Below are 20497 nucleotides of genomic sequence, written 5' to 3'. Positions count from 1 at the left end.
GAGACTTTGGACTTCGTCCGCAAAGACTCATTGCAAGGGCAGGTTGAGCGGTGTCGCGACTGATATATCGGTGAAGAACGCCTGGACCTGTTCCAGGTGATCGATGCCGATGCCCTTGCGGGCGTCGACCGGCACGAGCAGGGTGCCGGGTCGTGCCGCCGCCCACTGCGGGTCACGCCGCTGGAACTCGTCGTCGAGCCACGCGATGGGTCGGCTGCCCGCGCACTCGGTGATCGCGGGAACTTTGCCGTGGTGGCCGTCGCGGTGGTCGGAGCCCTGTCCGCCGAAGTCGATCCACTCCAGTTCGGGCAGTCCGAGGCGAGGTCCGATGAACTCGTTCGCCTCGTGCTCCCACGTCGTCGCCCACACCAGGTCTGCGCCCGTGGCGGCGGCGAGAGACAGGAGCCACGGACCGTGCGACGGGTCGAGCCACACGCGCAGCGGCCTGGCGAAACCCGCAGGACGTATGCGATGAGTGGTGTAGCCCGCCGGACGCCGAGTCGGCTTCGCCAGATAGGGGTTCAGCGGGCCGTCGACGTCGATGAGGATCGCCGGTCGCGACAACATGACCTGATCGAAACATCCGGACTGCTAATGATCCCGCGATTTTTCCCGATACGGGACACATGACTCTCACGGAGATCGCGGCCTGGGGCACGGCAGACCACGTGCGGGCCGCGCTCGAACGTCAGCTCGAAGGCGCGCTGGTGGAGGTCCCCGAGGACGACGACTCACCGCGCCGGGCGTTCAGCGAGGCGTTGCGGCGGTCGTTGATGCTGCGCCAGAAGCACCCGTTCGACACCGTCGCCCTCGGCCTGCCCGACCTGCTGCGGTTCCGCGACCTGGTGGCCGGGTCCGAGGTGACGCTGCGGGCGACGAACATCGAGGCCTACTTCATCCGCCAGGACGGCAGCGCGGAGCAGTACCAGCCGGAGATCGAGGACTGACTCACCAGACGACCGGCAGCGCGGTCAGGCCGCGCACCATGTAGCCGCGGTGCCAGCCGAGTTCGGGTTCCGGCACGGCGAGGTGCAGCGCCGGCATGCGGATCAGCAGGCGTTCCAGCATGACCTGGAGCTCCAGCCTGGCCAGCTGCGCGCCGAGGCAGTAGTGCGCCCCGTGCCCGAACGCCATGTGCGGGTTGGGATCGCGGGCGAAGTCCAGTTCATCGGCGTTGGCGAAGACGCGCGGATCGCGGTTCGTCACGGGCACTTCCACGAGCACCGGTTCGCCCCGCGCGATGACGACGTTCCCCACCGGCACGTCCTCGGTGGCGAAGCGCGCGAACACGGCGGTCGTCGGCAGCGGGACGTAGCGCAGCATCTCCTCCACTGCGGCGGGCAACTGCGCGGCGTGCAACGAGTCCCAACGGCCAGAGGTCAGCAGCAGGTAGACCATGTTGGGCAGCTGGGTCTTCACCGTTTCCAGGCCGCCCACCAGGATGCTGAACGAGACCATGACGAGCTCGTCGATCGTGAGCTCGCCCGCGTTCAGGTACCGCACCAGCGCTCCGAACAGGTCGTCCGTCGGCGCGGCAGCACGTCGCGCAGCGAGCGCGGCGAGGTAGTCGCAGATCGCGGTGTAGTGCTCCGCCGCGACCTCCAGAGGCACCGCGCCCGTGCTGAGGAAGCTGTCGGCCCACATGCCGAACTTCTTGTGGTCCTCCTGCGGAATGCCGAGCAGCGTCGTGATCATCAGCATCGGGAACGGCCGGGCCAGGCCCTCCACCAGGTCGGCGGGCGGGGTCAGCTCGTCGAGCAGGGAGTCCGCGATCTCGATGGCGCGCGGCCGCAGAGCCTGCACGCGGCGCACGGTGAAGACGTTCGTCACGAGCTTGCGCAGCCGGGTGTGCTGCGGCGGGTCCAACGACAGAATGCCGGGCGCGTTGTTGTGCGCGCCCATTCGCGGTTCGTCGAGCGGGTCGGCGGTGGTGCGCACGAACCGGGGATCGCTCAGGACCGCGCGTGCTTCCTGGTGGCCGGTGATGAGCCAGGTTTCCTTGCCGTACGGCATTTTCACGCGGATCAGGGGCGGTGCCGCCAGCAGCGCCGGGTCGACGTCCAGCCGATCGGGTTCCGCGAAGGGATAACTTCTGGCCATGCACCGAACGTAGGCTGATGATCACGGTCGGTGTAGGTCCGAGCAGGCGAAAAAGCCCCCGGCTCCGTCGAGAGAGCCGGGGGCTTCAAACGCACTTTTTAGGCAGGCACGGACGCCACACCAGGCGCCAGGAACCGCTTGCCCGTCACCTTCTCCGAGATGCCGGCACGGTCCAGGTACGGCGTGATGCCACCCAGCCAGAACGGCCAGCCGGCGCCCAGGAGCATGCACAGGTCGATGTCCTGCGCCTCCGCGACCACGCCCTCGTCGAGCATGATCCGGATCTCCTCGGCCAACGCCTCCAGCGCGCGGTTCTTCACCTCGTCACCGGTCAGCGGCGTCGAGCCGAACTCCCACAGCGCCAGGACCTCGGGGTCGACGGTCTGCGCACCGGTGGAGTCCCACTGCCAGACAGCGCCCTTGCCGGCGGCGACGAACTTCTTCATGTTCTCCGACACCGAGAAGCGGTCGGGGAACGCGTTGTGCATCGTCTCCGACACGTGCAGCGCGACGGCGGAACCGACCAGCTGCAGCAGGATCATCGGCGACATCGGCAGGCCGAGCGGCTCGGTCGCCTTGTCGGCGACCTCGAAGGAGGTGCCCTCGTCGACCGACTTGATGACCTCGCCCATGAAGCGGGTCAGCAGGCGGTTCACGACGAACGCGGGCGCGTCCTTCACGAGCACCGAGGACTTCTTCAGCTGCTTGCCGACCGCGAACGCCGTCGCCAGCGTGGCGTCGTCGGTCTGCTCGGCGCGCACGATCTCCAGCAGCGGCATGACCGCGACCGGGTTGAAGAAGTGGAAGCCCACGACCCGCTCGGGGTGCTTGAGCTTGGACGCCATGTCCGTGATGGACAGCGACGAGGTGTTCGTGGCGAGGATGGCCTCGGGGGAGACGTGCTCCTCGACCTCGGCGAACACCTGCTGCTTCACGGCGAGGTCCTCGAACACGGCCTCGATCACGAAGTCGGCGTCGGCGAAAGCGGCCTTGTCCAGCGCACCGGACACCAGCGCCTTGAGACGGTTGGCCTCGTCCGGCGAGATGCGCTTCTTGCCGGCCAGCTTGTCGATCTCGCTGTGGACGTAGCCGACGCCCTTGTCCACGCGCGCCTGGTCGATGTCGGTCAGCACGACCGGCACGTGCAGGCGGCGGATGAACAGCAGCGCCATCTGCGAGGCCATCAGGCCCGCGCCGACGACACCGACCTTGGTGACCTTGCGCGCCAACGACTTGTCCGGCGCACCGGCCGGGCGCTTCGCGCGCTTCTGCACCAGGTTGAACGAGTACAGACCGGCACGCAGCTCGTCGCTCATGACGAGGTCCGCGAGGCCCTCGGTCTCGGCGGCGTAGCCCTTGTCCAGGTCGTTCTCGCGGGCCAGCTCCAGCAGCTCCAGGGCCTTCTGCGCACCCGGCGCGGCGCCCTTGGTCTTGCCGTGCACGATGGCCTTGGCGCGCGCGACGGCGGCGTCCCACGCCTCGCCGCGGTCGATCTCCTTGCGCGCCACCGTGATCTCGCCGCGCACGACCTGCGACAGCCACAACAGCGACTGCTCCAGGTAGTCGGCGGAGTCGAACAGCACGTCCGCGATGCCCAGCGCCAGAGCTTCCTTCGGCTTGAGCATCTTGTTCTGGTTCAACGCGTTCTCGAAGATCACCGTCACGGCGTCGTTGGCGCCGATCAGGTTCGGCAGCAGCTGCGTGCCACCCCAGCCCGGGAACAGGCCCAGGAACACCTCGGGCAGCGCGATCGCGGCCGCGTTCGACGCCAGCGTGCGGTAGTGGCACGACAGCGCGAGCTCGAGACCGCCACCCATGACCGCGCCGTTGACGAAGGCGAAGGTCGGGATGTCCGAGTCGGTGAACTTCTTGAAGACGTCGTGGCCCAGCTTGCCGATCGTCACGCCCTGCGAGCGGTCCGTGGCCTGCTCGACCGCGGACAGGTCCGCGCCGACGGCGAAGATGAACGGCTTGCCGGTCACCGCGATGGCGGCGGGGCCGGCTGCGTAGGCCTCGTCGAACGCGGCACCGAGCGACACCAGCGACTGCGGGCCGAACGTCGACGGACGGGTGTGGTCCAGGCCGTTGTCGATCGTGATGATCGCGACCGGCTTGTCGAGGCCCGGCACGCTGATCAGACGCGTCTTGGCAACGGTGACGACCTCGTCGGGGAAGATCGCCTTTGCTTCCTCAGCGGTGATGGTCACTTGTCGCCACTCCAGTTCGGGTTCTCCCAGATAACGGTGCCGCCCATGCCGATGCCGATGCACATGGTGGTGAGGCCGTAGCGGACGTCCGGCCGCTCGGCGAACTGACGCGACAGCTGCGTCATCAAGCGCACGCCGGAAGAAGCCAGCGGGTGGCCAGTGGCGATCGCGCCACCCCACTGGTTCACGCGCGGGTCGTCGTCGGCGATGCCGAAGTGGTCGAGGAACGCGAGCACCTGGACGGCGAACGCCTCGTTGACCTCGAACAGGCCGATGTCCTCAATGGACAGACCGGCGCGCTCCAGGGCCTTCTCGGTGGCCGGCACCGGGCCGATGCCCATGACCTCGGGCTCGACGCCCAGGAACGAGTAGCCGACCATCCGCATGCCGACGGGCAGGCCGAGTTCGCGCGCGGTCTCCTCCTCGGCGAGGATGCAGCCGGTCGCGCCGTCGTTCAGACCGGCCGCGTTGCCCGCGGTGATCCGGCCGTGCGGGCGGAACGGGGTCTTGAGCTTGGCCAGGTCCTCGACCGTGGTGCCAGGACGCGGCGGCTCGTCGGCGGTGGCGAGGCCCCAGCCGTGCTCCGCGGAACGGGTCGCGACGGGCACGAGCTCCGGGCCGATCTTGCCGTTCTTGAGCGCGTCGGCGTACTTGGCCTGCGAAGCGGCCGCGTAGGCGTCCGTGCGCTCCTTGGTGATGTGCGGGAACCGGTCGTGCAGGTTCTCCGCGGTCTGGCCCATGACGAGCGCGCTGGTGTCGACGATCTTGTCCGACAGGAAGCGCGGGTTCGGGTCGACGCCCTCGCCCATCGGGTGCCGGCCCATGTGCTCGACGCCGCCCGCGATGGCGATGTCGTAGGCGCCGAACGCGATGCCGCTCGCCGCGGTGGTCACGGCGGTCATCGCGCCCGCGCACATGCGGTCGATCGAGTAACCGGGGACCGACTTCGGCAGGCCCGCGAGCAGTGCGGCGGTGCGGCCGAGCGTGAGGCCCTGGTCGCCGATCTGCGTGGTCGCCGCGATGGCGACCTCGTCGACGCGCTCCGGCGGCAGCTCGGGGTGCCTGCGCAGCAGCTCACGGATGACCTTCACGATGAGGTCGTCGGCACGGGTCTCGGCGAAAATGCCCTTGGGGCCGGCCTTGCCGAACGGCGTGCGGACGCCGTCGACGAAGACCACGTTCCGAACGCGTGCCGGCGCTGCTGGTGCGGCCACGGCGTCTCCTCCACTTGTGGTGACAACTCTGTCCACCGGGCAGGGGGTGCGCGACATCCCTACCGGTCGGTAACGCCAACTCTAGCCCTAGTTACTGGCCGGTAACCACAGCGGCACCCCTGTTCGTTGCGTCACACACCTTGCGCACGATCAGGAACAGCGGCAACCCGACGGGGGCGAGCAGGATCGTGATCACCAGAACGGGTGCCATGACCAGCGGGTGGACGTTCAGCCGACGCCCCTCCAGGTACATCCAGCGCCCGACGAACAGGTCCCACGCGATCATGTGCGCCCACACCAGCGCCGCGCCCGTGTCGGTGCTCATGAACTCGGCCAGTGGTGCGAGTTCCGGCCGCGTGACCAGCGGAATCAGCTCAGGCAGCACCGGGATCATCAGCGCGACGTAGATCGCGACCGGCGGCAGGATGATCAGGTACGACTCGGCGATCTTCTTCGTCCAGGACCACTTCGGCGCGAAGATCATGAGCACCCAGAACGGCGCGATCAGCAGGAACGTCAGGTCGAACAGGGTGGCGGTCATGCGGTCACGAGCTCCTTGTCGGTGTTCCTCTGGGGCTGTCGTGTCCACACCACGCCCAGCGCGGTCGCGGCGACGATGACGGCGAGCGCGACGAGGGTGAGGGCGTCCGGCTTGATGAGCGCCTGGCCGCGCAGTGCCTGCCAGATCACGAGCAGGGTCATGCCGAGGTAACCACCGCTGAGCACCCACGCGAGGCGCGCGTTGGCCCAACGGCCGGCGAACGCGATCAGCAGGGGCAGGATCTGCACCGCGTGCATGCCGACGAAGTGCCCGATGCGCAGGTCGCCGTGGACCGTGCTCCAGCCGGTGAGCGGCATGTAGGAGCCGCCGTCCGGCCCGCCGATCGAGTGGGATCCGATCACGCCCTTCGCCGGCGTTTGACCCTCTCGCGGTTGCGTCATGAGGAAACCGACGCTCATGCCGACGAGCGCGATGAGCAGGCTGAGCCGGATCACCCAGCTCTGGGCGGGGTTGTCGAACTTCTTGCGGAACAGCAGCACCGCGATGACCAGGCTGGTGCTGAACAGGACAATCGCCAGCATGCCCATCGTGGCGAACAGCGCCGAGTCCAGCGGCGTCTCGAAGTTGAAGTGGCTGCGCCTACCCCGGACGACCTGCCCGACGATGATCGCCATCTCGGCGACGCCGGCCAGCGCGAACACCGTGCCGAGCCACCACGCGATCTTGTGCAGACGGCCTTCGAGCAGGCTGGTGAACCACGCCAGAGAGGCGCTGTAGAGCGTGAACGACACCGCGAACTTGAACGGTTTGAACCAGATCGGCGCGTCGAGCAGCGTCCGGTCGTCCAGCAGCATGCCGAGCGCGGCGACCGGGGTCAGCACGACCATGGACAGCGTGAAGAGCATTAACGGCCGGTGCCAGTGGTACGCGGTCTTCAACATCTGAGCCCCTCAGAGAATGGATAGCGGTGCTTTCCGCTATCGGAAAGGTACACTATCCATATGCGTGTTGGCGAGCTTTCGAAGCGAAGCGGCGTTCCGGTGCCGACGATCAAGTACTACCTGCGCGAGGGACTGCTGCCCGCCGGCGTGCTGACCAGCCCGAACCAGGCCCACTACGACGACGAGCACCTCCGTCGCCTACGGCTGGTGCGCGCCCTCGTGGACGTCGGCGGGCTCTCCATCGCGGCGGTGCGCGACGTCCTCGCCGCCGTCGACACCCGCGACGACTCGCTGCACAACAAGCTCGGCGCCGTGCAGGAGGCCATCAGCCAGCCGGGCTCGGTGGAGCTCGACCCGCTCGCCGTCGAGGACGTGCAGGCGTTCTTCGCGCGGCAGGGCGAGCGCGAGTGCGCCGACGTGACCGAAAGCAACGTCACGCACATGCTGGCCGCCGCGCTGTCCGCGGCCCGCTCGGTCGGGCACGGCCACTTCCGCGACCTGCTCGACCCCTACCTGGAGGGGCTGAAGATCATCGCGCAGGCCGACGTCGAGTACATCGCGCGGCAGGGTTCGCGGGACGACGTCATCGAGGCCATGGTCATCGGCACGCTCATCGGGGACACCGTCCTCAAGGCCGTTCGACGACTCGCGCACGCCCAGGTGTCGCGCGACGTGATCGGCCGCGTCGGCAACGAGCCCGCTGCCAACTGATATATCGGTCGATATACAAGTTGGCGGACCGCCGCGACCTGCGGCTTAGCAATGACTCTTTGGATTTCGTCCGCAAACGACTCATTGCAAGGGGCGTTGCCAGCGGACTTCGCCGTCGTGCCACACGTCGGTCTTGGCGAGGCCGGCCGAGGTGGCGACGGCGGCGGACGCGTGGTGGTCCGGGTGGATGTGGGCGGCGACGGTGTGGACCGGTTGGGTGGTCAGCCAGCCGACGAGTCCGCGCGCTGCCTCGCCGGCGATGCCGCGGCCTTGCCACGGCGTGCCGACGACCCAGGCGATCTCGGCGACGTGGTCCGCGATGGTTGCTTGGACGGTGCCGACGAGGCGGGCTTCGGCGCGGAGCAGGATCACCCAGTTGAGCCATTGTTCGGCTGGGTCGGGGGAGCCTGCGGCCAGGCGTTCGTAGCGGGCGTGGAGTGCTTCCGGGGTGTGCGGGGTGCCGCCGATGAAGGTGTGCAGCGCCGGGTCCGCCAGCACCTCGGCCATCTCCGCGGCGTGCTCGACTCGCAGCGACAGCAGGTCCAGCCGGTCGGTGCTGATCATGAGATCAGCTGCCGGGCGTGATCAGGTCGGCGCAGCGCAGAGCCAACGACTTGGCGGTGTGCATTGCGTCGAGGGTCGCGTCGAGGGTGTCGCCGCGTTCGAGGCTCTTGACGGTCGCGGCGCTGATCGCGCCCATCATCGCGCCCACGACGGCGGAGGCGGTCACCTCGTCGACCGGGAACGCGTCGCGCAGTGCTGTGGCGATCCGTGCCTGGGCGGCGAATGTCGTGTGCAGGATGCGGGCCTGCACGGCGGGTGTGGTCACCACGAGCCTGGCCCGGAGCGCGGCCAGACCGGCCGGCAGGTCGCCCTCGGCGGTGTTGGTGATCATTCTGTCCGCGGCGTTGGCCAGAGCGTCCCGCAGTGACGTGTCGGATGTGCGGTCTGCGATGGCGCGCACGGCCAAGGCGACGCGATCGTCGGCATCGGCCAGCAGCACGTCCTCCTTGGTGGGGAAGTGCAGGAAGAACGTGCGCTTGCTGACGTCGGCGGCCTCGGCTATGTCGGCGATGCTCGTCTCGTCGTAGCCCCGCTCGGTGAAGAGTCGTATCGCCGCGGCCACCAGGGCGTGGCGGGTGGCCTGCTTCTTGCGCTCGCGGCGTCCGAGATCGTCTGGCACGAGCCGAGCTTAGTGCACCCCGATAATTAATGCACTCGGTATAGTGTTGCATCTAGTGCATTGAAAGAGGGGAAGCGATGACCGGAATGACTGGACGAACGGTGCTGGTGACCGGTGCGGGGCGGGGCATCGGGCGGGCCGAAGCGCTCCATCTCGCTGAGGCTGGGGCGAACGTCGTGGTGAACGACCCCGGCGTGGAGATCGACGGGCGCGGCGGTGACGAGAGCGTCGCCGCGGCAGTCGTCGACGAGATCCGTGCCTTTGGTGGCCGGGCGGTGGCCGACACCGGCAGCGTTGTCGACTGGGACGACGCACGGCGCATGGTCGAACGCGCTGTCGCCGAGTTCGGCGACCTGCACGCCGTGGTCAACAACGCCGCGACGGAGGTCAACAAGGGACTGGAACGGCTCGGCGAGGCGGAGTTCGACGACGTCGTCGCCGTCAAGCTGAAGGGCACCTTCGCGGTGAGCCGCTGGGCCGCCGTCCACTGGCGGGCACAACACGAGGCCGGCGTGCGGGTCGATCGGGCGATCGTCAACACCGCGTCCGGGTCGGGCCTGCTCAACCCGCTGCCGACGCAGTCCAACTACGCGGCGGCGAACTCGGCCGTTGCCGCGATGACCATCGTCCACGCGTTGGAACTGCGGCGGTGGGGTGTCCGGGTCAACTGCGTCAGCCCGTCGATGGTGCGCACGCGGCTGACGGCCACGGTGCCGGGATCGGGCATGACCGACCCCGGTGTCGTCGCGCCACTCGTCACCTGTCTGGCCGGCGACGGCTGCCTGCTGACCGGCCAGGTGCTGTCGGTGCGCGGGGGTTCCGTCGCGGTCAACCGGGGCTGGACGCTCGGGCCGCGCGTCGAGAGCGGCAGCGAACCGTGGACCGCTGCCGCGCTGGCCGATGCGCTCGCCGCCGTCGAGATGGTCGATCCGTTCGACGCGCTGACGGCGGCGCTCGGCGACGCACTCGGCTTGACCAGCCGGGAGGACGTCGAGGCCGTCGTCAACGCGCAGCTCGGCTGAGTGATATCCGATATATCGGATATCACTCAGGACTGGGTGCTGTTGCTGTCAGCGCCTTGGACAGGGCTTCGAGGGTCAGCTCCAGCTGCCATGACCGGGCTCCACCCTCGCGCAGCACGGTGGCCACGGACTCGGGGGAGAGATCGGCCGGCGGTTGCCAGCAGGTGCGGCGCACGAGGTCGGGCAGCAGGAGGTTCTCCACCGGGAGGGTGTTGGCCTCGGCGATGCCGGCCAGTGCCGTGCGGGCCGCGGCCAGGCGGGCTGCGGCGTCCGGGTCCTTGTCCGCCCAGCGGTTGGGCGGGGGTGGGCCGTCGTGCTGGCCCGCGGGTTCCGGGAGCTCTGACTTGGGCAGGGCGGCGGCCTTGCGGAGAGCGTTCATCCAGACGCCGGACATGCGGCGCTGGGCTCGGCCGCGGAAGACCGGGAGTGCCAGCAGTTCGGGTTCGGACGCCGGGTTGCGGGCGGCTGCCTCCATCAGGGCGGAGTCGGGGAGGACTCGGCCGGGGGCGATGTCGCGTTCGCGGGCCACTGCGTCGCGGGCTTCCCAGAGAGCGCGGACGAGGGCCAGTTGACGCTGGTTGCGCACGCGGTGGATACCCGACGTGCGCCGCCAGGGGTCGGTACGGGGGCGCGGCAATGGCGCCGTCCGTACCGCCTCGAACTCCTCGAGCGCCCAGGCGAGTTTGCCCTGGCGCTCCAGCTCGGTTTCGAGAACGTCGCGCAGCTGAACGAGCAGCTCCACGTCCAAAGCGGCATACGTCAGCCAGTCGGCAGGAAGGGGGCGGCGCGACCAGTCGGCCGCGCCGTGCCCCTTCTCCAGCCGATAGCCGAGCAGTCGCTCGACCAGCGTGCCCAATGCCACGCGTTCGAACCCAGCCAGCCTGCCCGCCAGCTCGGTGTCGAACAGCGCGCCGGGTCGCAGCCCGAGTTCGGCGAGGCACGGCAGGTCCTGAGACGCCGCGTGCAACACCCACTCAGTGCCGTCCAGCGCCTGCACCAGTGGGTCGAGCCGTCCGCCTAGAGCGATCGGGTCGACCAACCAAGTGCCGGCGCCCTCCCGGCGCAGTTGCACCAGATAGGCACGCTGTGAGTAGCGGTAGCCCGAGGCTCGCTCGGTGTCCACCGCGACCGGGCCCTTCGCCCCGGCGAGCGCGTCAGCGGCTCGCCGGAGCGCAGCAGGATCGGCGACCACGGGCGGGACCCCATCAGCAGGTTCCGTCAGCGGTACCGGATCTGGTCCGGTTGGTGCGGTTGGCTCGTCGGCGGGTACATCCACAGCGGATGACCCTACGACGATCGCACCACTCACAGGTGTTCTCGGCCGGTTCAGTGCTTCAAACCGGTATCTAACGGATCACGCCGGCACGCATGGCCAGCGCGACCATCTGAGCGCGATCCCCGGTGCCCAGCTTCCGGCCGATCCGCGACAGGTGAGACTTCACCGTCAACGCGGACAGGCTCAGCGCCTCGCCGATTTCCTTGTTGCTCTGGCCATCGGCGACCAGCTGGAGCACCTCGACCTCACGCGCGGAGAGTTCCCGCGGCGTGTTGTCGGTGCCCGGCACCCGAGTACCCGCTGCGAGTACTGGTGCCACGCTCGGATCTGCGTAAACGCCGCCATCGAGAACCCGGCGCACCCCGTCGGTGACCACCATCGGAGAGGCGGACTTCAGGAGGTACGCCTGGGCGCCCGCCTGGAAGGCCGACCTGACCGCGTAGGGGTCGTCGGAGGATGCGAGGACCACGATGCGGGGCCAGCCCTGGGCACGGAGCTCCGTGACCAGGTCGATGCCGGTGCCATCCGGCAAGCCCAGATCGAGGATCGCGAGGTCGCACGGTCCGGTTGCAAGTGCCCGCGCCCGAGCCTCTGCCACCGATGCGGCCTCATGAACTGTCCCGGCCCCCATTTGGGTGAGCCGAGCTGATATCGCCTCCCTCAGCAGTGGGTGGTCGTCGACCACCAGCACTGAAAAAAGCTCCTCCCGCGGGTGCGGGACCATGTTCGCCGGCAACGAGCCGGCTGGCGTGGTACGAACGGCCTGACCTAAGCCGACGGCAGCCACGTCACTACCTCCCTGGAGTCGGTCGTGCCCCCCGACCGGCACCGGAGACTTTCGTCCAATCAGCCGCGCCACTGATCGACCGAAAGTGGTGTCGTCTGGGGCAGCGTAGCCGCCCATGCGGGTCTACGGGACGATCAATCGGGTATCTATCCCTATTGAGTTGTGACAGATGGCCTCATGTGTCACACGATCGGATGACAACTAGATAGGGGGAGTAACACGCGCCCCACTCAGAACGACATCTAGGAGATGGTTGTGCCGAGCAGTACCGGTCACGAGCGAGCGCGAGCGTTGTTGCAGCGTGTGCCCCTCGTTGACGGCCACAACGACCTGCCGTGGGCTCTTCGCGAGTTCGGCGACGGAACGGACGAGGACGTCTACACGACCGCCGCGAAGATCGATCTCACGGAACGTCATCCCAGCTTGCACACCGACATCGTGAAAATGCGCGAGGGCGGCCTCGGCATGCAGTTCTGGTCCGTCTGGATTCCCTGCCGACTCGCGGGCGACGGAGCCGTCACCGCCGTGCTGGAGCAGGTCGAACTGGTCTACGAGCTGGCCGAGCGGTACTCCGATCACCTGGGCATCGCCACCACCGCCGCAGAGGCCGAAAAAGTCTTCTCCTCCGGGCGTGTCGCGTCCCTCCTCGGCGCCGAGGGCGGACATTCCATCAACTCTTCACTCGGAGTTCTGCGCGCACTGCGCCGACTGGGTGTCCGCTACATGACGCTCACCCACAACGACAACACGCCGTGGGCCGACTCGGCCACTGACCAGCCAGAACACGGCGGTCTGACGGAGTTCGGCCGCGACGTCGTCCGCGAGATGAACCGGATCGGCATGCTCGTCGACCTGAGCCACGTCGCGCCGAGCACGATGCACGCCGCACTCGACACGAGTGTCAAGCCGGTCATCTTCAGCCACTCGTCGTGCCGCCAGGTTGCGGACCATCCGCGCAACATCCCTGACGACGTCCTGGTCAAGCTCAAGACCAACGGCGGTGTGGCCATGATCACATTCGTCCCGAGCTTCGTCGCGCCCCGGTTCGCTGAATGGGACGCAGCCCTTCGTGACGCCATGACCGCCGCCGGCGAGAACCACGCCGACCTGGCGGCGCGGAAGGTCTTCGGCGAGAAGTGGATGGTCGACCACCCCGCGCCGGGCGCCACGCTCGACGACGTCGTCGCGCACGTCGAGCACGCCCGCGAGGTCGTCGGCATCGACCACATCGGTCTCGGCGGCGACTACGACGGCGTGAAGGACCTGCCGGACGGGCTCGAGGACGTCTCGACGTACCCGAACCTGATCGGCGCGCTGCTCGACAAGGGCTGGTCCGAGGACGACTGCGCGAAGCTCGCCGGCGCCAACATCCTCCGCGTCCTGCGCGACGCCGACAGCTGATCTGGCGCCGACCACCGATATATCAGTTCCAGCCACGAGCTCTGGCCGACGCTGACCTGCGCCTTAGCAATGAGTCTTTGGACTTCGTCCGCAAACGAGTCATTGCAAGGGCGCGGGCAGGCGGCGGCCGTGGCCTGGGCGGGCTGATATATCGGTGGGCTAGGAGCGCTGGCCGAAGAGGGTGACGCCGACCGGTGGGAGGCCCACGGCGGTCGCCATCAGTTCGTAGAAGGCGGTGCCGTGTTCGGCGAGCTCGCCGTCGAGGGCCGTCCAGGAGGCGCGCAGTTCCAGGTCGTCGGTGCGGGCCGGGCCGGCGATGTCGCCGAAGCGCGCGGACGACGTCTGGGTCACGGTGCCGCCCAGGGCCGTGAAGCGGGCGCCGGACTGCTCCAAAGCCTCGGTCAGCCAGGACCAGCCGACTTCCGGCAGCAACGGGTCGGAAGCCAGTTCGTGGTCCAGCTCGACGCGGACGTAGGCGACCACTCGCAGGACGCCGCCCCACGCCTCGTCGCCGTCCGGGTCGTGCAACAGCACGAGGCGGCCGGTGGACAGTTCGTCGGACGGGCCGGTGACCTCAGCCGTCAGCGCGTACGCCCACGGCGCGAGCCGCTGCGGTGGGCGAACCTCGGTGAGTTCTATCTCGGGCCTGGTGCGAACCGACTTGAGCGTCCCCACCGCCCGGCGGAAGATTTCCGGCTCGGTCACACAACTGACTGTATGCCTCGCAATCCGGCCGGGTGATGGCGGCACGCCGAGACGTGGGACCATGAAAGGGAGATGACTTCCATGGCACCCCTTCTTGTGGCCGCGCGTGGCGGCACCCCGTCGCACACCCCTGTCTGGTTCATGCGGCAGGCGGGACGGTCGTTGCCCGAGTACCGGGCGCTTCGGCAAGGCACCGCGATGCTCGACGCGTGCATGGATCCGGAGATGGTCTGCGAGATCACCATGCAGCCGATCCGGCGGCACGGTGTCGACGGCGCGATCCTCTTCTCCGACATCGTGGTGCCGCTCAAGGCCGCCGGTGTCGACCTGGACATCGTCGCGGGCACCGGTCCCGTGGTCGCGAACCCGGTCCGGACGATGCAGGACGTCGAGCAGCTGCCCGGCCTGCACGCCGAACAGGTGCAGCCGGTCGCGGACGCCATCGGGTTGCTGCTCAAGGAGCTTCCCCAGGAAGTCGCGCTGATCGGGTTCGCCGGAGCGCCGTTCACGCTGGCGAGCTACCTGGTCGAGGGCGGGCCGAGCAAGAACCACGAGCGCACCAAGGCGCTCATGCACGGCAACCCCGAGCTGTGGCACGCGCTGCTCACGAAGATCGCCGACGTCACGGCGGCGTTCCTGCACGCGCAGCTCGACGCCGGGGTGCAGGCGGTCCAGCTGTTCGACTCGTGGGCGGGCGCGCTGTCCGAGCGCGACTACCGCGAGTTCGTGCTGCCGCACTCGAAGCGCGTCCTGGAGACCATCTCCACCGTGCCGCGCATCCACTTCGGCGTCGGCACGGGTGAGCTGCTGCCCGCCATGCGCGAGGCCGGGGCGGACGTCGTCGGCGTCGACTGGCGGATCCCCCTGGATGTAGCTGTGCAGCGCCTCCAGAACGCGGCCCCGGAGCTGCCCAAGCCGGTCGTGCAGGGCAACCTCGACCCGGCGCTGTTCTTCGCGGGCTTCGAGGCCGTCGAACGCGAGGTGCGCCGCATCCACGCCGAGGGCAAGGCAGCCGCGGGCCACATCTTCAACCTGGGCCACGGCGTGCTGCCCGACACCGATCCGGAGATCATCACCCGGACCGTCGAACTGATCCACAGCTTGTAATGCACGCAAGAGCGCCGCACGTCGCCGTCGTCGGGGGAGGCATCTCCGGCCTGGCCGCCGCGCACCGGTTGCGCATGCTGCTCGGTCCGCAGGCCAGGATCACCGTGATCGAGCAGTCCGATCGGCTCGGCGGCAAGCTGCGGACGACCGAGCTCGCCGGTGTGCGGTTCGACGTCGGCGCCGAGGCGTTCCTGCACCGCAAGCCCGAGGCGCAGGAGCTGATCAACGAGGTCGGGCTGCAGGACCACGTCGTGCATCCGACGGCGGCAAAAGCGAGCGTTCATGCCGCGGGGCGCACGCATCAGCTGCCGGCGCACACGTTCATGGGCGTCCCGGCGAGCGTCGAGGCCGTGCGGCACATGTTGTCGTCCGAGGGCGCGCTGCGGGTCGAGATGGAACCGACGCTGCCGCCGATCAAGCTCAACGGCCACGACGTCGCGGTCGGCACGCTGATGAAGGACAGGTTCGGCCCCGAGGTGGCGGACCGCCTGGTCAGCCCGTTGCTGGGCGGCGTCTACGCGGGCCGCGCGGACGAGCTCGGCCTGCGCGCCACGATGCCGCAGATCGCCACGCTGCTCGACAAGGGCGTCGGCTCACTGCTCGCGGCCGCCGCGACGATGATGCCCGCGCCACCGCAGCCACGAGCCGCGCGGCCACCGGTGTTCGCCAGCCTCTCCAACGGCGTCCAGTCGCTCGTCGACCGGCTCGCCGAGGTCGCGCGGCCGGTCGTCCGCCTGGGCCTGCCGGTGCGCGTGCTGTCCTGGCAGGGCGACGGCTGGCGGCTCGAGATCGGCTCGGCCGCGACGCCCGAGTACCTGGAGTGCGACGGCGTCGTGCTCGCGGTCCCGGCACCGTCGGCGCGCAAGCTGCTGTCCGAGATCGCGCCGCAGGTGTCCGCCGCGTACGGCAAGGTCGAGGTCGCCTCGATGGCCGTCGTCGCACTGGCGCTGCCGCCGGGCACCGAGCTGCCGGACCGCTCCGGCGTCCTGATCGCGGAGGGGGAGCGGTACAGCGACCGCATCACCCCGTTCACCGCCAAAGCTTTCACGTTCTCCAGCCGCAAGTGGGCCCACTACGGCGAACCCGTCATCCTGCGCGGTTCCGTCGGGCGCCACGGCGAGACGGCGCTCCTGCAACGCAGCGACGCCGACCTGGTGAAGGCCGTGCGCAACGACCTGTACGAACTGACGGGCATCAAGGCCGAGCCGATCGACTACGTGGTGCAGCGCTGGGGCGGAGGCCTGCCGCAGTACGGCGTCGGGCACGTCGACCTGGTGGACACGATCGAGCGCGGCATCGCCGACGTCCCCGGCCTCTCGGTGGCCGGCGCCACGCTGCACGGCGTCGGCGTCCCTGCCTGCATCGCCACCGCCGACGCGGCCGCCGCCCGTGTCGCAGCCCACCTGCTGGGCCGCGTTCGCCGCTGAACCAGCCGTGCCAAGATGGACGTATGGCACGCCTGAACTACAACGAGCTCAACGACACCATCCGCTACACGATGTGGTCGGTGTTCCGGGTCGAACCGGGCAAGCTCCCGGAGGACCGCAGCGCCGCCGCCGCGGAGACCCAGAACTACCTGGACGCGTTGGAGGGCAAGGGCGTCGTCGTCCGCGGCGTGTACGACCTCGCGGGTCTGCGTGCCGACGCGGACTTCATGATCTGGTGGCACGCCGAGGAGATCGAGCAGGTGCAGGCCGCCTACACGGGCTTCCGCCGCACCCCGCTCGGCAAGGTCTCGACGCCGGTCTGGTCGCAGGTCGCCCTGCACCGGCCCGCGGAGTTCAACCGCAGCCACATCCCCGCGTTCCTCGCCAACGAGGAGCCGCGCAAGTACGTCTGCGTCTATCCGTTCGTGCGGTCCTACGAGTGGTACCTGCTGCCGGAGGAGGAGCGTCGCAAGATGCTCGCCGACCACGGCAAGGAAGCCCGCGACTACCCGGACGTGCGCGCGAACACCGTCGCGTCGTTCGCGCTGGGCGACTACGAGTGGATGCTCGCGTTCGAGGCGGACGAGCTGCACCGCATCGTCGACCTGATGCGGCACCTGCGCGGCACCGAGGCGCGACTGCACGTGCGCGAAGAGATCCCGTTCTACACGGGCACGCGCATCCCGGCCGCCGAGCTGGTCACGAACCTGCCGTGACGAGAAGGGCCGCCCGCACAACGGGCGGCCCTCTCCGTCAGCTCACCTTGTAGGCCTTGATCACCGTGATCTCCACGGTGTTGCCCTTGGCGTCCTTCGCCGTGGTCTTCAGCGAAGTCCACTTGGCGTCCTTCGGGTGGTAGATCAACGCGCTGTTGCCGGCCACGCCCGCGTTGCGCCACGTCTTGCCGTCGTCGTGCGAGTACTGAACGCCGGTGACGCGCACCTTGCCCGTGTCGCCCTGGGACTGCGTGACCAGACCGACGCGCTGCAACGTGCCTGCGGGCACCGCGCCGTTGTCGTCGAGCTTCGGCGCGAACCGCACGACCGAGAGCGGAATGGTGTCGACCACGCCCGGCGTGCCCTTGGACTTGAACGTCCACGCCGCGGACACCTTGCTGCTGAACTCGAACTGCGAGCTCCGGTCGAGGTCGGCCTCGACGCGGAAGTCGCCCTCCGGCAGCGGCACGTTCTGGAAGTTGCCGCTGGTGCCTTCACCGAGCAGCACACCGTTGCGGTACAGGGCCGCCCGGAAACTGTCCACAGTGGAGCCACCTTCGCCGTTGCTCGCGTCGCTCAGCATCGGGACGCGGATGGACAGCTGCGCGCCGTTGCGCTGGGCGTACGGGTAAGGCGACTCGGGCAGCGCCGGCGAGAACACCGGCCAGTTGTCCCGCTCCTGGTAGGTCTTGCCCGCCTCGTACGTGCGGTACCCGGAGATGGCCTGTTCCTGGCTGCCGTTCGCGTGCGTGATGAGCACGACCGACTGCCAGCGCAGGTCCTCGGTCGTCACGTAGTCGACCGCCTTGCTGCCCGCCGGCACGGGGTAGAGCGCGGAACCGCCGCTCAGACCGTGCACCGACGACGGGAACTCACCCTTGAGCACGGTGCTGTCCGGCTTGGCACCACCGATGGTGGCCTCGACGCGCGCCAGGTCCTTCTTGCTCGGCGCGCGCGTCAGGCCGTTCGGCAGGCTGCCGCCGACCGGGTAGGACAGCCGGTAGTAGACGTTCGCGTCGGCCGCGGAGTTCGCGTGCAACGTGGTGAGCGACGCCAGTTCCTTCGGCGAGAGCGGCCCGCCGACCTGTGCCGCGCCGATGCCGTCGAAGCCGCCGAACGAGATCAGCCCGGCCTGCACGATCGCGTCGCCATAGGCACGCTTCCAGGAGAGTTCGCCGACCACGAAGTCGCCGGTGGGTTCCGGCACCTTCACGTTGAGCGGCTGCGCCAGGCGGGCGTCCTGCTTGACGGTCGCGTCGCCGGTCAGCTTCACCGTCGGCTGCAACAGCATGTCGTAGCTCTCCGGCGAGCTGATCGACGAGCTGAGCACGTAGGTGCCCTTGGGCAGGCGGATCTTCTGGTCGCCGCCGGAGACCAGCTTGGTCGTCCTGGTGTCCAGGCCGCTGACGAACGTCAGCGCGTTCGTCGGGTTCTGCCCGTCGCGGCCGGTCAGGTCGAGCGTGAGGTCGTAGCTCTCCACCTCGCGGTCGACGCCGACGAGCGTGCGGACGGTGTGCGTGCCGGACGTGGCGATGACCTCGCCCGTGTACGTGGCGTCCTGCGTGCCGACGCGGGTGTCGGCGGTGACCTTGACGGACGCGGTGCCCTTGGCGGGAACCGTGACCTTCGAGGCGCTCAGCGAGAACATGCCCTGCGGGGCGTCGCTGGTCAGCTTCAGGTCGAGCGTGATCGCCGCGTCGGTCGGGTTGCTGTAGGTGACCGCCTTGGTCTCGGGCTTGTCGTCACCGTGCGGCCACTCGTGCCGGCCGAGGTTCAGCGCGACGACATCGGCGGTCAGCACCTGGTCGATCGCCTTGGTCACGTCGATGCGACCGGCGCCCTGGTCGAACGCGCTGACGCCCGGCGCCGGCTTGGCCGTGGTGGCGAGCGCCGACTTGAGCTGCGCCGGCGTCCACTCCGGGTGCTGCGACTTGAGCAGCGCCGCGGCACCCGCCACGTGCGGCGTCGCCATGGACGTGCCGCTCGCCGCGATGTGCTCGCCGTTCGTGCCGGCGGCCGCCGCGACGATGTCGACGCCCGGTGCGGTCACCTCGGGCTTGAGGCCGCTGTCGCCGACGCGCGGACCCTTGCTGGAGAAGAAGGCGAGCGTGTCGTCGCGGTTCACGGCACCGACCGACAGCGCGGCCTCTGCCGTGCTGGGCGAGCTGACCGTGCCCGGCGAACCCGAGTTGCCCGCCGCGATCACGAACAACGTGCCGTACTGGGCCGTCAGGTCGTTGACCGCCTGCTCCAGCGGGTCGATCTCCGGCGTGTCACTGCCGCCGAGGCTCATGTTGACGACCTGGGCGCCCTGCTCGGCGGCCCAGCGCATGCCGTCGAGGATCCAGGACTCCTGGCAGCCGAACTCGATGCAGACCTTGGCGTCGAGCAGCTGCGCGCCTGGTGCGACACCGCCGTACTTCGAGTCGTGGCTCGCGACGGTCGCACCGACGTGCGTGCCGTGGCCGACCTTGTCGGTGTTGTCGGGGTCGCTGGTGAAGTTCTTCTCCGCGAGCTGCTGACCCTTGAGGTCCGGGTGGTTCTCGTCCACTCCGGTGTCGACGATCGCGACCTTCACGCCCTTGCCGGTGATGCCGCGCTCGTGGGCGGCCGGTGCGCCGATCTGCTTGACGCTGCGGTCGAGGCTCGGCTTGCGGATGCCGTCGAGCCAGATCTTGTCACCGGAGTCCGCTTCGGCCTTGAGTGCGGCCCAGTCGTTCGAGGACCGCGCCGCGAGTCTCGCGTGACCGTCCACGATCAACGGCATCCGGTCCCGGTAGCCGAACTCCAGCAACGTGGTGACGTCGAAGAGTCTGCGGTCGAGCCGGCCCGCCGCCAGGGGCCCGAACGCGTCCTCGGGAACGACCAGCGTGTGCCCGTCGGCACCGCGGTGTTTGCTGAACGTCACGTTCCGGCGTCCTTCGCCGGGCTGAATCGCGACGACCTGCTGTCCGTGGCCCAGCAGGACCTTGTCGCCGGTGACGAGCGTGACCTCGTCCACCGCCTGGTTCGGCGTGCCGCCGGTCTGCGGTGCGGCCGGTGCTGCGGTGGCCGTGCCCGCGGTCAGTGCGAGCGCCGCGATGGCGGCGCCCAGCACTTTCGTTTTTCCGCGCATTCGAATCCCCTCATGGTTCGAATTTCTGCGCGCTGTGGTCCGCGCAGGCCGGAAGGCCTTCTACGGCAAAGTGAAAAAGGTCC

The 20497-nt window shown here is 69.0% G+C and carries 19 protein-coding genes; 7 read left to right on the top strand and 12 right to left on the bottom strand.

What is annotated here, in order from left to right:
* Nucleotides 1-27: 27 nt before the first annotated feature.
* Nucleotides 28-567 (bottom strand): HAD domain-containing protein, encoded by a 540-nt coding sequence (locus DI276_RS36900; protein WP_112272315.1) that lies wholly within the window; start codon nucleotides 565-567, stop codon nucleotides 28-30.
* A gap of 59 nt (nucleotides 568-626) precedes the next feature.
* Between DI276_RS36900 and DI276_RS36895 the strand changes: the two genes are divergently transcribed.
* Nucleotides 627-947, top strand: a complete 321-nt coding sequence (locus DI276_RS36895) for a hypothetical protein (RefSeq protein WP_112272313.1) — start codon at nucleotides 627-629, stop codon at nucleotides 945-947.
* 1 nt (nucleotide 948) lies between these two features.
* Here DI276_RS36895 and DI276_RS36890 read toward each other — a convergent pair whose 3' ends face one another.
* The 5 genes from DI276_RS36890 to DI276_RS36870 form a co-directional block, all read right to left on the bottom strand.
* On the bottom strand, nucleotides 949-2100 hold the full coding sequence (locus DI276_RS36890) for a cytochrome P450 (protein ID WP_112272311.1): 1152 nt from the start codon (nucleotides 2098-2100) through the stop codon (nucleotides 949-951).
* Between the two features lie 98 nt (nucleotides 2101-2198).
* Nucleotides 2199-4307, bottom strand: a complete 2109-nt coding sequence (locus DI276_RS36885; protein ID WP_112272309.1) for a 3-hydroxyacyl-CoA dehydrogenase NAD-binding domain-containing protein — start codon at nucleotides 4305-4307, stop codon at nucleotides 2199-2201.
* Nucleotides 4304-5578 (bottom strand): thiolase family protein, encoded by a 1275-nt coding sequence (locus tag DI276_RS36880; protein ID WP_408610610.1) that lies wholly within the window; start codon nucleotides 5576-5578, stop codon nucleotides 4304-4306. Before DI276_RS36880 ends, DI276_RS36885 begins: the two co-directional genes overlap by 4 nt.
* A 34-nt stretch (nucleotides 5579-5612) precedes the next feature.
* On the bottom strand, nucleotides 5613-6062 hold the full coding sequence (locus tag DI276_RS36875; RefSeq protein WP_112272305.1) for an ABA4-like family protein: 450 nt from the start codon (nucleotides 6060-6062) through the stop codon (nucleotides 5613-5615).
* Nucleotides 6059-6964: a hypothetical protein gene (locus tag DI276_RS36870; RefSeq protein ID WP_112272303.1), complete on the bottom strand. Its 906-nt coding sequence runs from the start codon at nucleotides 6962-6964 to the stop codon at nucleotides 6059-6061. The genes DI276_RS36875 and DI276_RS36870 overlap by 4 nt, the downstream gene beginning before the upstream one ends.
* Nucleotides 6965-7024: 60 nt before the next feature.
* Here DI276_RS36870 and DI276_RS36865 point away from each other — a divergent pair, with 60 nt between their 5' ends.
* The gene (locus DI276_RS36865) at nucleotides 7025-7675 is read left to right on the top strand and encodes a MerR family transcriptional regulator (protein WP_112272301.1); all 651 of its coding nucleotides are present in this window, start codon (nucleotides 7025-7027) and stop codon (nucleotides 7673-7675) included.
* An 81-nt stretch (nucleotides 7676-7756) separates the two neighbouring features.
* Here the strand turns inward: DI276_RS36865 and DI276_RS36860 are convergent, their stop codons facing one another.
* Together DI276_RS36860 and DI276_RS36855 are read right to left on the bottom strand one after the other, a co-directional pair.
* On the bottom strand, nucleotides 7757-8239 hold the full coding sequence (locus DI276_RS36860) for a GNAT family N-acetyltransferase (RefSeq protein WP_112272299.1): 483 nt from the start codon (nucleotides 8237-8239) through the stop codon (nucleotides 7757-7759).
* Nucleotides 8240-8243: 4 nt separating this feature from the next.
* Nucleotides 8244-8858: a TetR/AcrR family transcriptional regulator gene (locus tag DI276_RS36855; protein ID WP_112272296.1), complete on the bottom strand. Its 615-nt coding sequence runs from the start codon at nucleotides 8856-8858 to the stop codon at nucleotides 8244-8246.
* 77 nt (nucleotides 8859-8935) lie between these two features.
* Between DI276_RS36855 and DI276_RS36850 the strand changes: the two genes are divergently transcribed.
* Nucleotides 8936-9880, top strand: a complete 945-nt coding sequence (locus DI276_RS36850; protein WP_112272294.1) for an SDR family NAD(P)-dependent oxidoreductase — start codon at nucleotides 8936-8938, stop codon at nucleotides 9878-9880.
* Nucleotides 9881-9902: 22 nt separating this feature from the next.
* Here the strand turns inward: DI276_RS36850 and DI276_RS36845 are convergent, their stop codons facing one another.
* Both DI276_RS36845 and DI276_RS36840 read right to left on the bottom strand, forming a co-directional pair.
* On the bottom strand, nucleotides 9903-11156 hold the full coding sequence (locus DI276_RS36845; protein ID WP_112272292.1) for an HRDC domain-containing protein: 1254 nt from the start codon (nucleotides 11154-11156) through the stop codon (nucleotides 9903-9905).
* Between the two features lie 70 nt (nucleotides 11157-11226).
* The gene (locus DI276_RS36840; RefSeq protein ID WP_015099292.1) at nucleotides 11227-11943 is read right to left on the bottom strand and encodes a response regulator; all 717 of its coding nucleotides are present in this window, start codon (nucleotides 11941-11943) and stop codon (nucleotides 11227-11229) included.
* 249 nt (nucleotides 11944-12192) lie between these two features.
* Between DI276_RS36840 and DI276_RS36835 the strand changes: the two genes are divergently transcribed.
* Complete coding sequence (locus tag DI276_RS36835; RefSeq protein WP_112272290.1) at nucleotides 12193-13344, top strand: dipeptidase; 1152 nt, start codon at nucleotides 12193-12195, stop codon at nucleotides 13342-13344.
* Nucleotides 13345-13503: 159 nt separating this feature from the next.
* Here DI276_RS36835 and DI276_RS36830 read toward each other — a convergent pair whose 3' ends face one another.
* Complete coding sequence (locus DI276_RS36830) at nucleotides 13504-14049, bottom strand: DUF3000 domain-containing protein (protein WP_232837175.1); 546 nt, start codon at nucleotides 14047-14049, stop codon at nucleotides 13504-13506.
* A gap of 72 nt (nucleotides 14050-14121) precedes the next feature.
* Between DI276_RS36830 and hemE the strand changes: the two genes are divergently transcribed.
* From hemE to hemQ, 3 genes are read left to right on the top strand one after another with little or no spacing between them, the layout of a single operon-like run.
* Nucleotides 14122-15156, top strand: a complete 1035-nt coding sequence (hemE, locus tag DI276_RS36825) for a uroporphyrinogen decarboxylase (protein WP_112272286.1) — start codon at nucleotides 14122-14124, stop codon at nucleotides 15154-15156.
* Entirely contained in the window at nucleotides 15156-16583 is a 1428-nt protein-coding gene (hemG, locus tag DI276_RS36820) for a protoporphyrinogen oxidase (RefSeq protein ID WP_112272284.1), read from the top strand. Before hemE ends, hemG begins: the two co-directional genes overlap by 1 nt.
* A 23-nt stretch (nucleotides 16584-16606) precedes the next feature.
* On the top strand, nucleotides 16607-17299 hold the full coding sequence (gene hemQ / locus DI276_RS36815; RefSeq protein WP_112272282.1) for a hydrogen peroxide-dependent heme synthase: 693 nt from the start codon (nucleotides 16607-16609) through the stop codon (nucleotides 17297-17299).
* A gap of 37 nt (nucleotides 17300-17336) precedes the next feature.
* Here hemQ and DI276_RS36810 read toward each other — a convergent pair whose 3' ends face one another.
* Nucleotides 17337-20414 (bottom strand): S8 family serine peptidase, encoded by a 3078-nt coding sequence (locus DI276_RS36810; protein WP_112272280.1) that lies wholly within the window; start codon nucleotides 20412-20414, stop codon nucleotides 17337-17339.
* Between the last annotated feature and the right edge of the window lie 83 nt (nucleotides 20415-20497).

It is taken from the genome of Lentzea terrae (assembly GCF_003265345.1).
Classification (GTDB): Bacteria; Actinomycetota; Actinomycetes; order Mycobacteriales; family Pseudonocardiaceae; genus Lentzea; species Lentzea terrae.
This window is presented reverse-complemented; position numbering and strand designations above follow the sequence as displayed.

Coding starts and splice junctions, on each gene's coding strand:
- DI276_RS36810 (WP_112272280.1), bottom strand. CDS start 20,414: ATGCGCGGAAAAACGAAAGTGCTGGGCGCCGCCATCGCGGCGCTCGCA.
- DI276_RS36900 (WP_112272315.1), bottom strand. CDS start 567: ATGTTGTCGCGACCGGCGATCCTCATCGACGTCGACGGCCCGCTGAAC.
- hemG (WP_112272284.1), top strand. CDS start 15,156: ATGCACGCAAGAGCGCCGCACGTCGCCGTCGTCGGGGGAGGCATCTCC.
- DI276_RS36880 (WP_408610610.1), bottom strand. CDS start 5,578: ATGTCGCGCACCCCCTGCCCGGTGGACAGAGTTGTCACCACAAGTGGA.
- DI276_RS36835 (WP_112272290.1), top strand. CDS start 12,193: ATGGTTGTGCCGAGCAGTACCGGTCACGAGCGAGCGCGAGCGTTGTTG.
- DI276_RS36860 (WP_112272299.1), bottom strand. CDS start 8,239: ATGATCAGCACCGACCGGCTGGACCTGCTGTCGCTGCGAGTCGAGCAC.
- DI276_RS36870 (WP_112272303.1), bottom strand. CDS start 6,964: ATGTTGAAGACCGCGTACCACTGGCACCGGCCGTTAATGCTCTTCACG.
- DI276_RS36865 (WP_112272301.1), top strand. CDS start 7,025: ATGCGTGTTGGCGAGCTTTCGAAGCGAAGCGGCGTTCCGGTGCCGACG.
- DI276_RS36895 (WP_112272313.1), top strand. CDS start 627: ATGACTCTCACGGAGATCGCGGCCTGGGGCACGGCAGACCACGTGCGG.
- hemQ (WP_112272282.1), top strand. CDS start 16,607: ATGGCACGCCTGAACTACAACGAGCTCAACGACACCATCCGCTACACG.
- DI276_RS36890 (WP_112272311.1), bottom strand. CDS start 2,100: ATGGCCAGAAGTTATCCCTTCGCGGAACCCGATCGGCTGGACGTCGAC.
- DI276_RS36850 (WP_112272294.1), top strand. CDS start 8,936: ATGACCGGAATGACTGGACGAACGGTGCTGGTGACCGGTGCGGGGCGG.
- hemE (WP_112272286.1), top strand. CDS start 14,122: ATGACTTCCATGGCACCCCTTCTTGTGGCCGCGCGTGGCGGCACCCCG.
- DI276_RS36875 (WP_112272305.1), bottom strand. CDS start 6,062: ATGACCGCCACCCTGTTCGACCTGACGTTCCTGCTGATCGCGCCGTTC.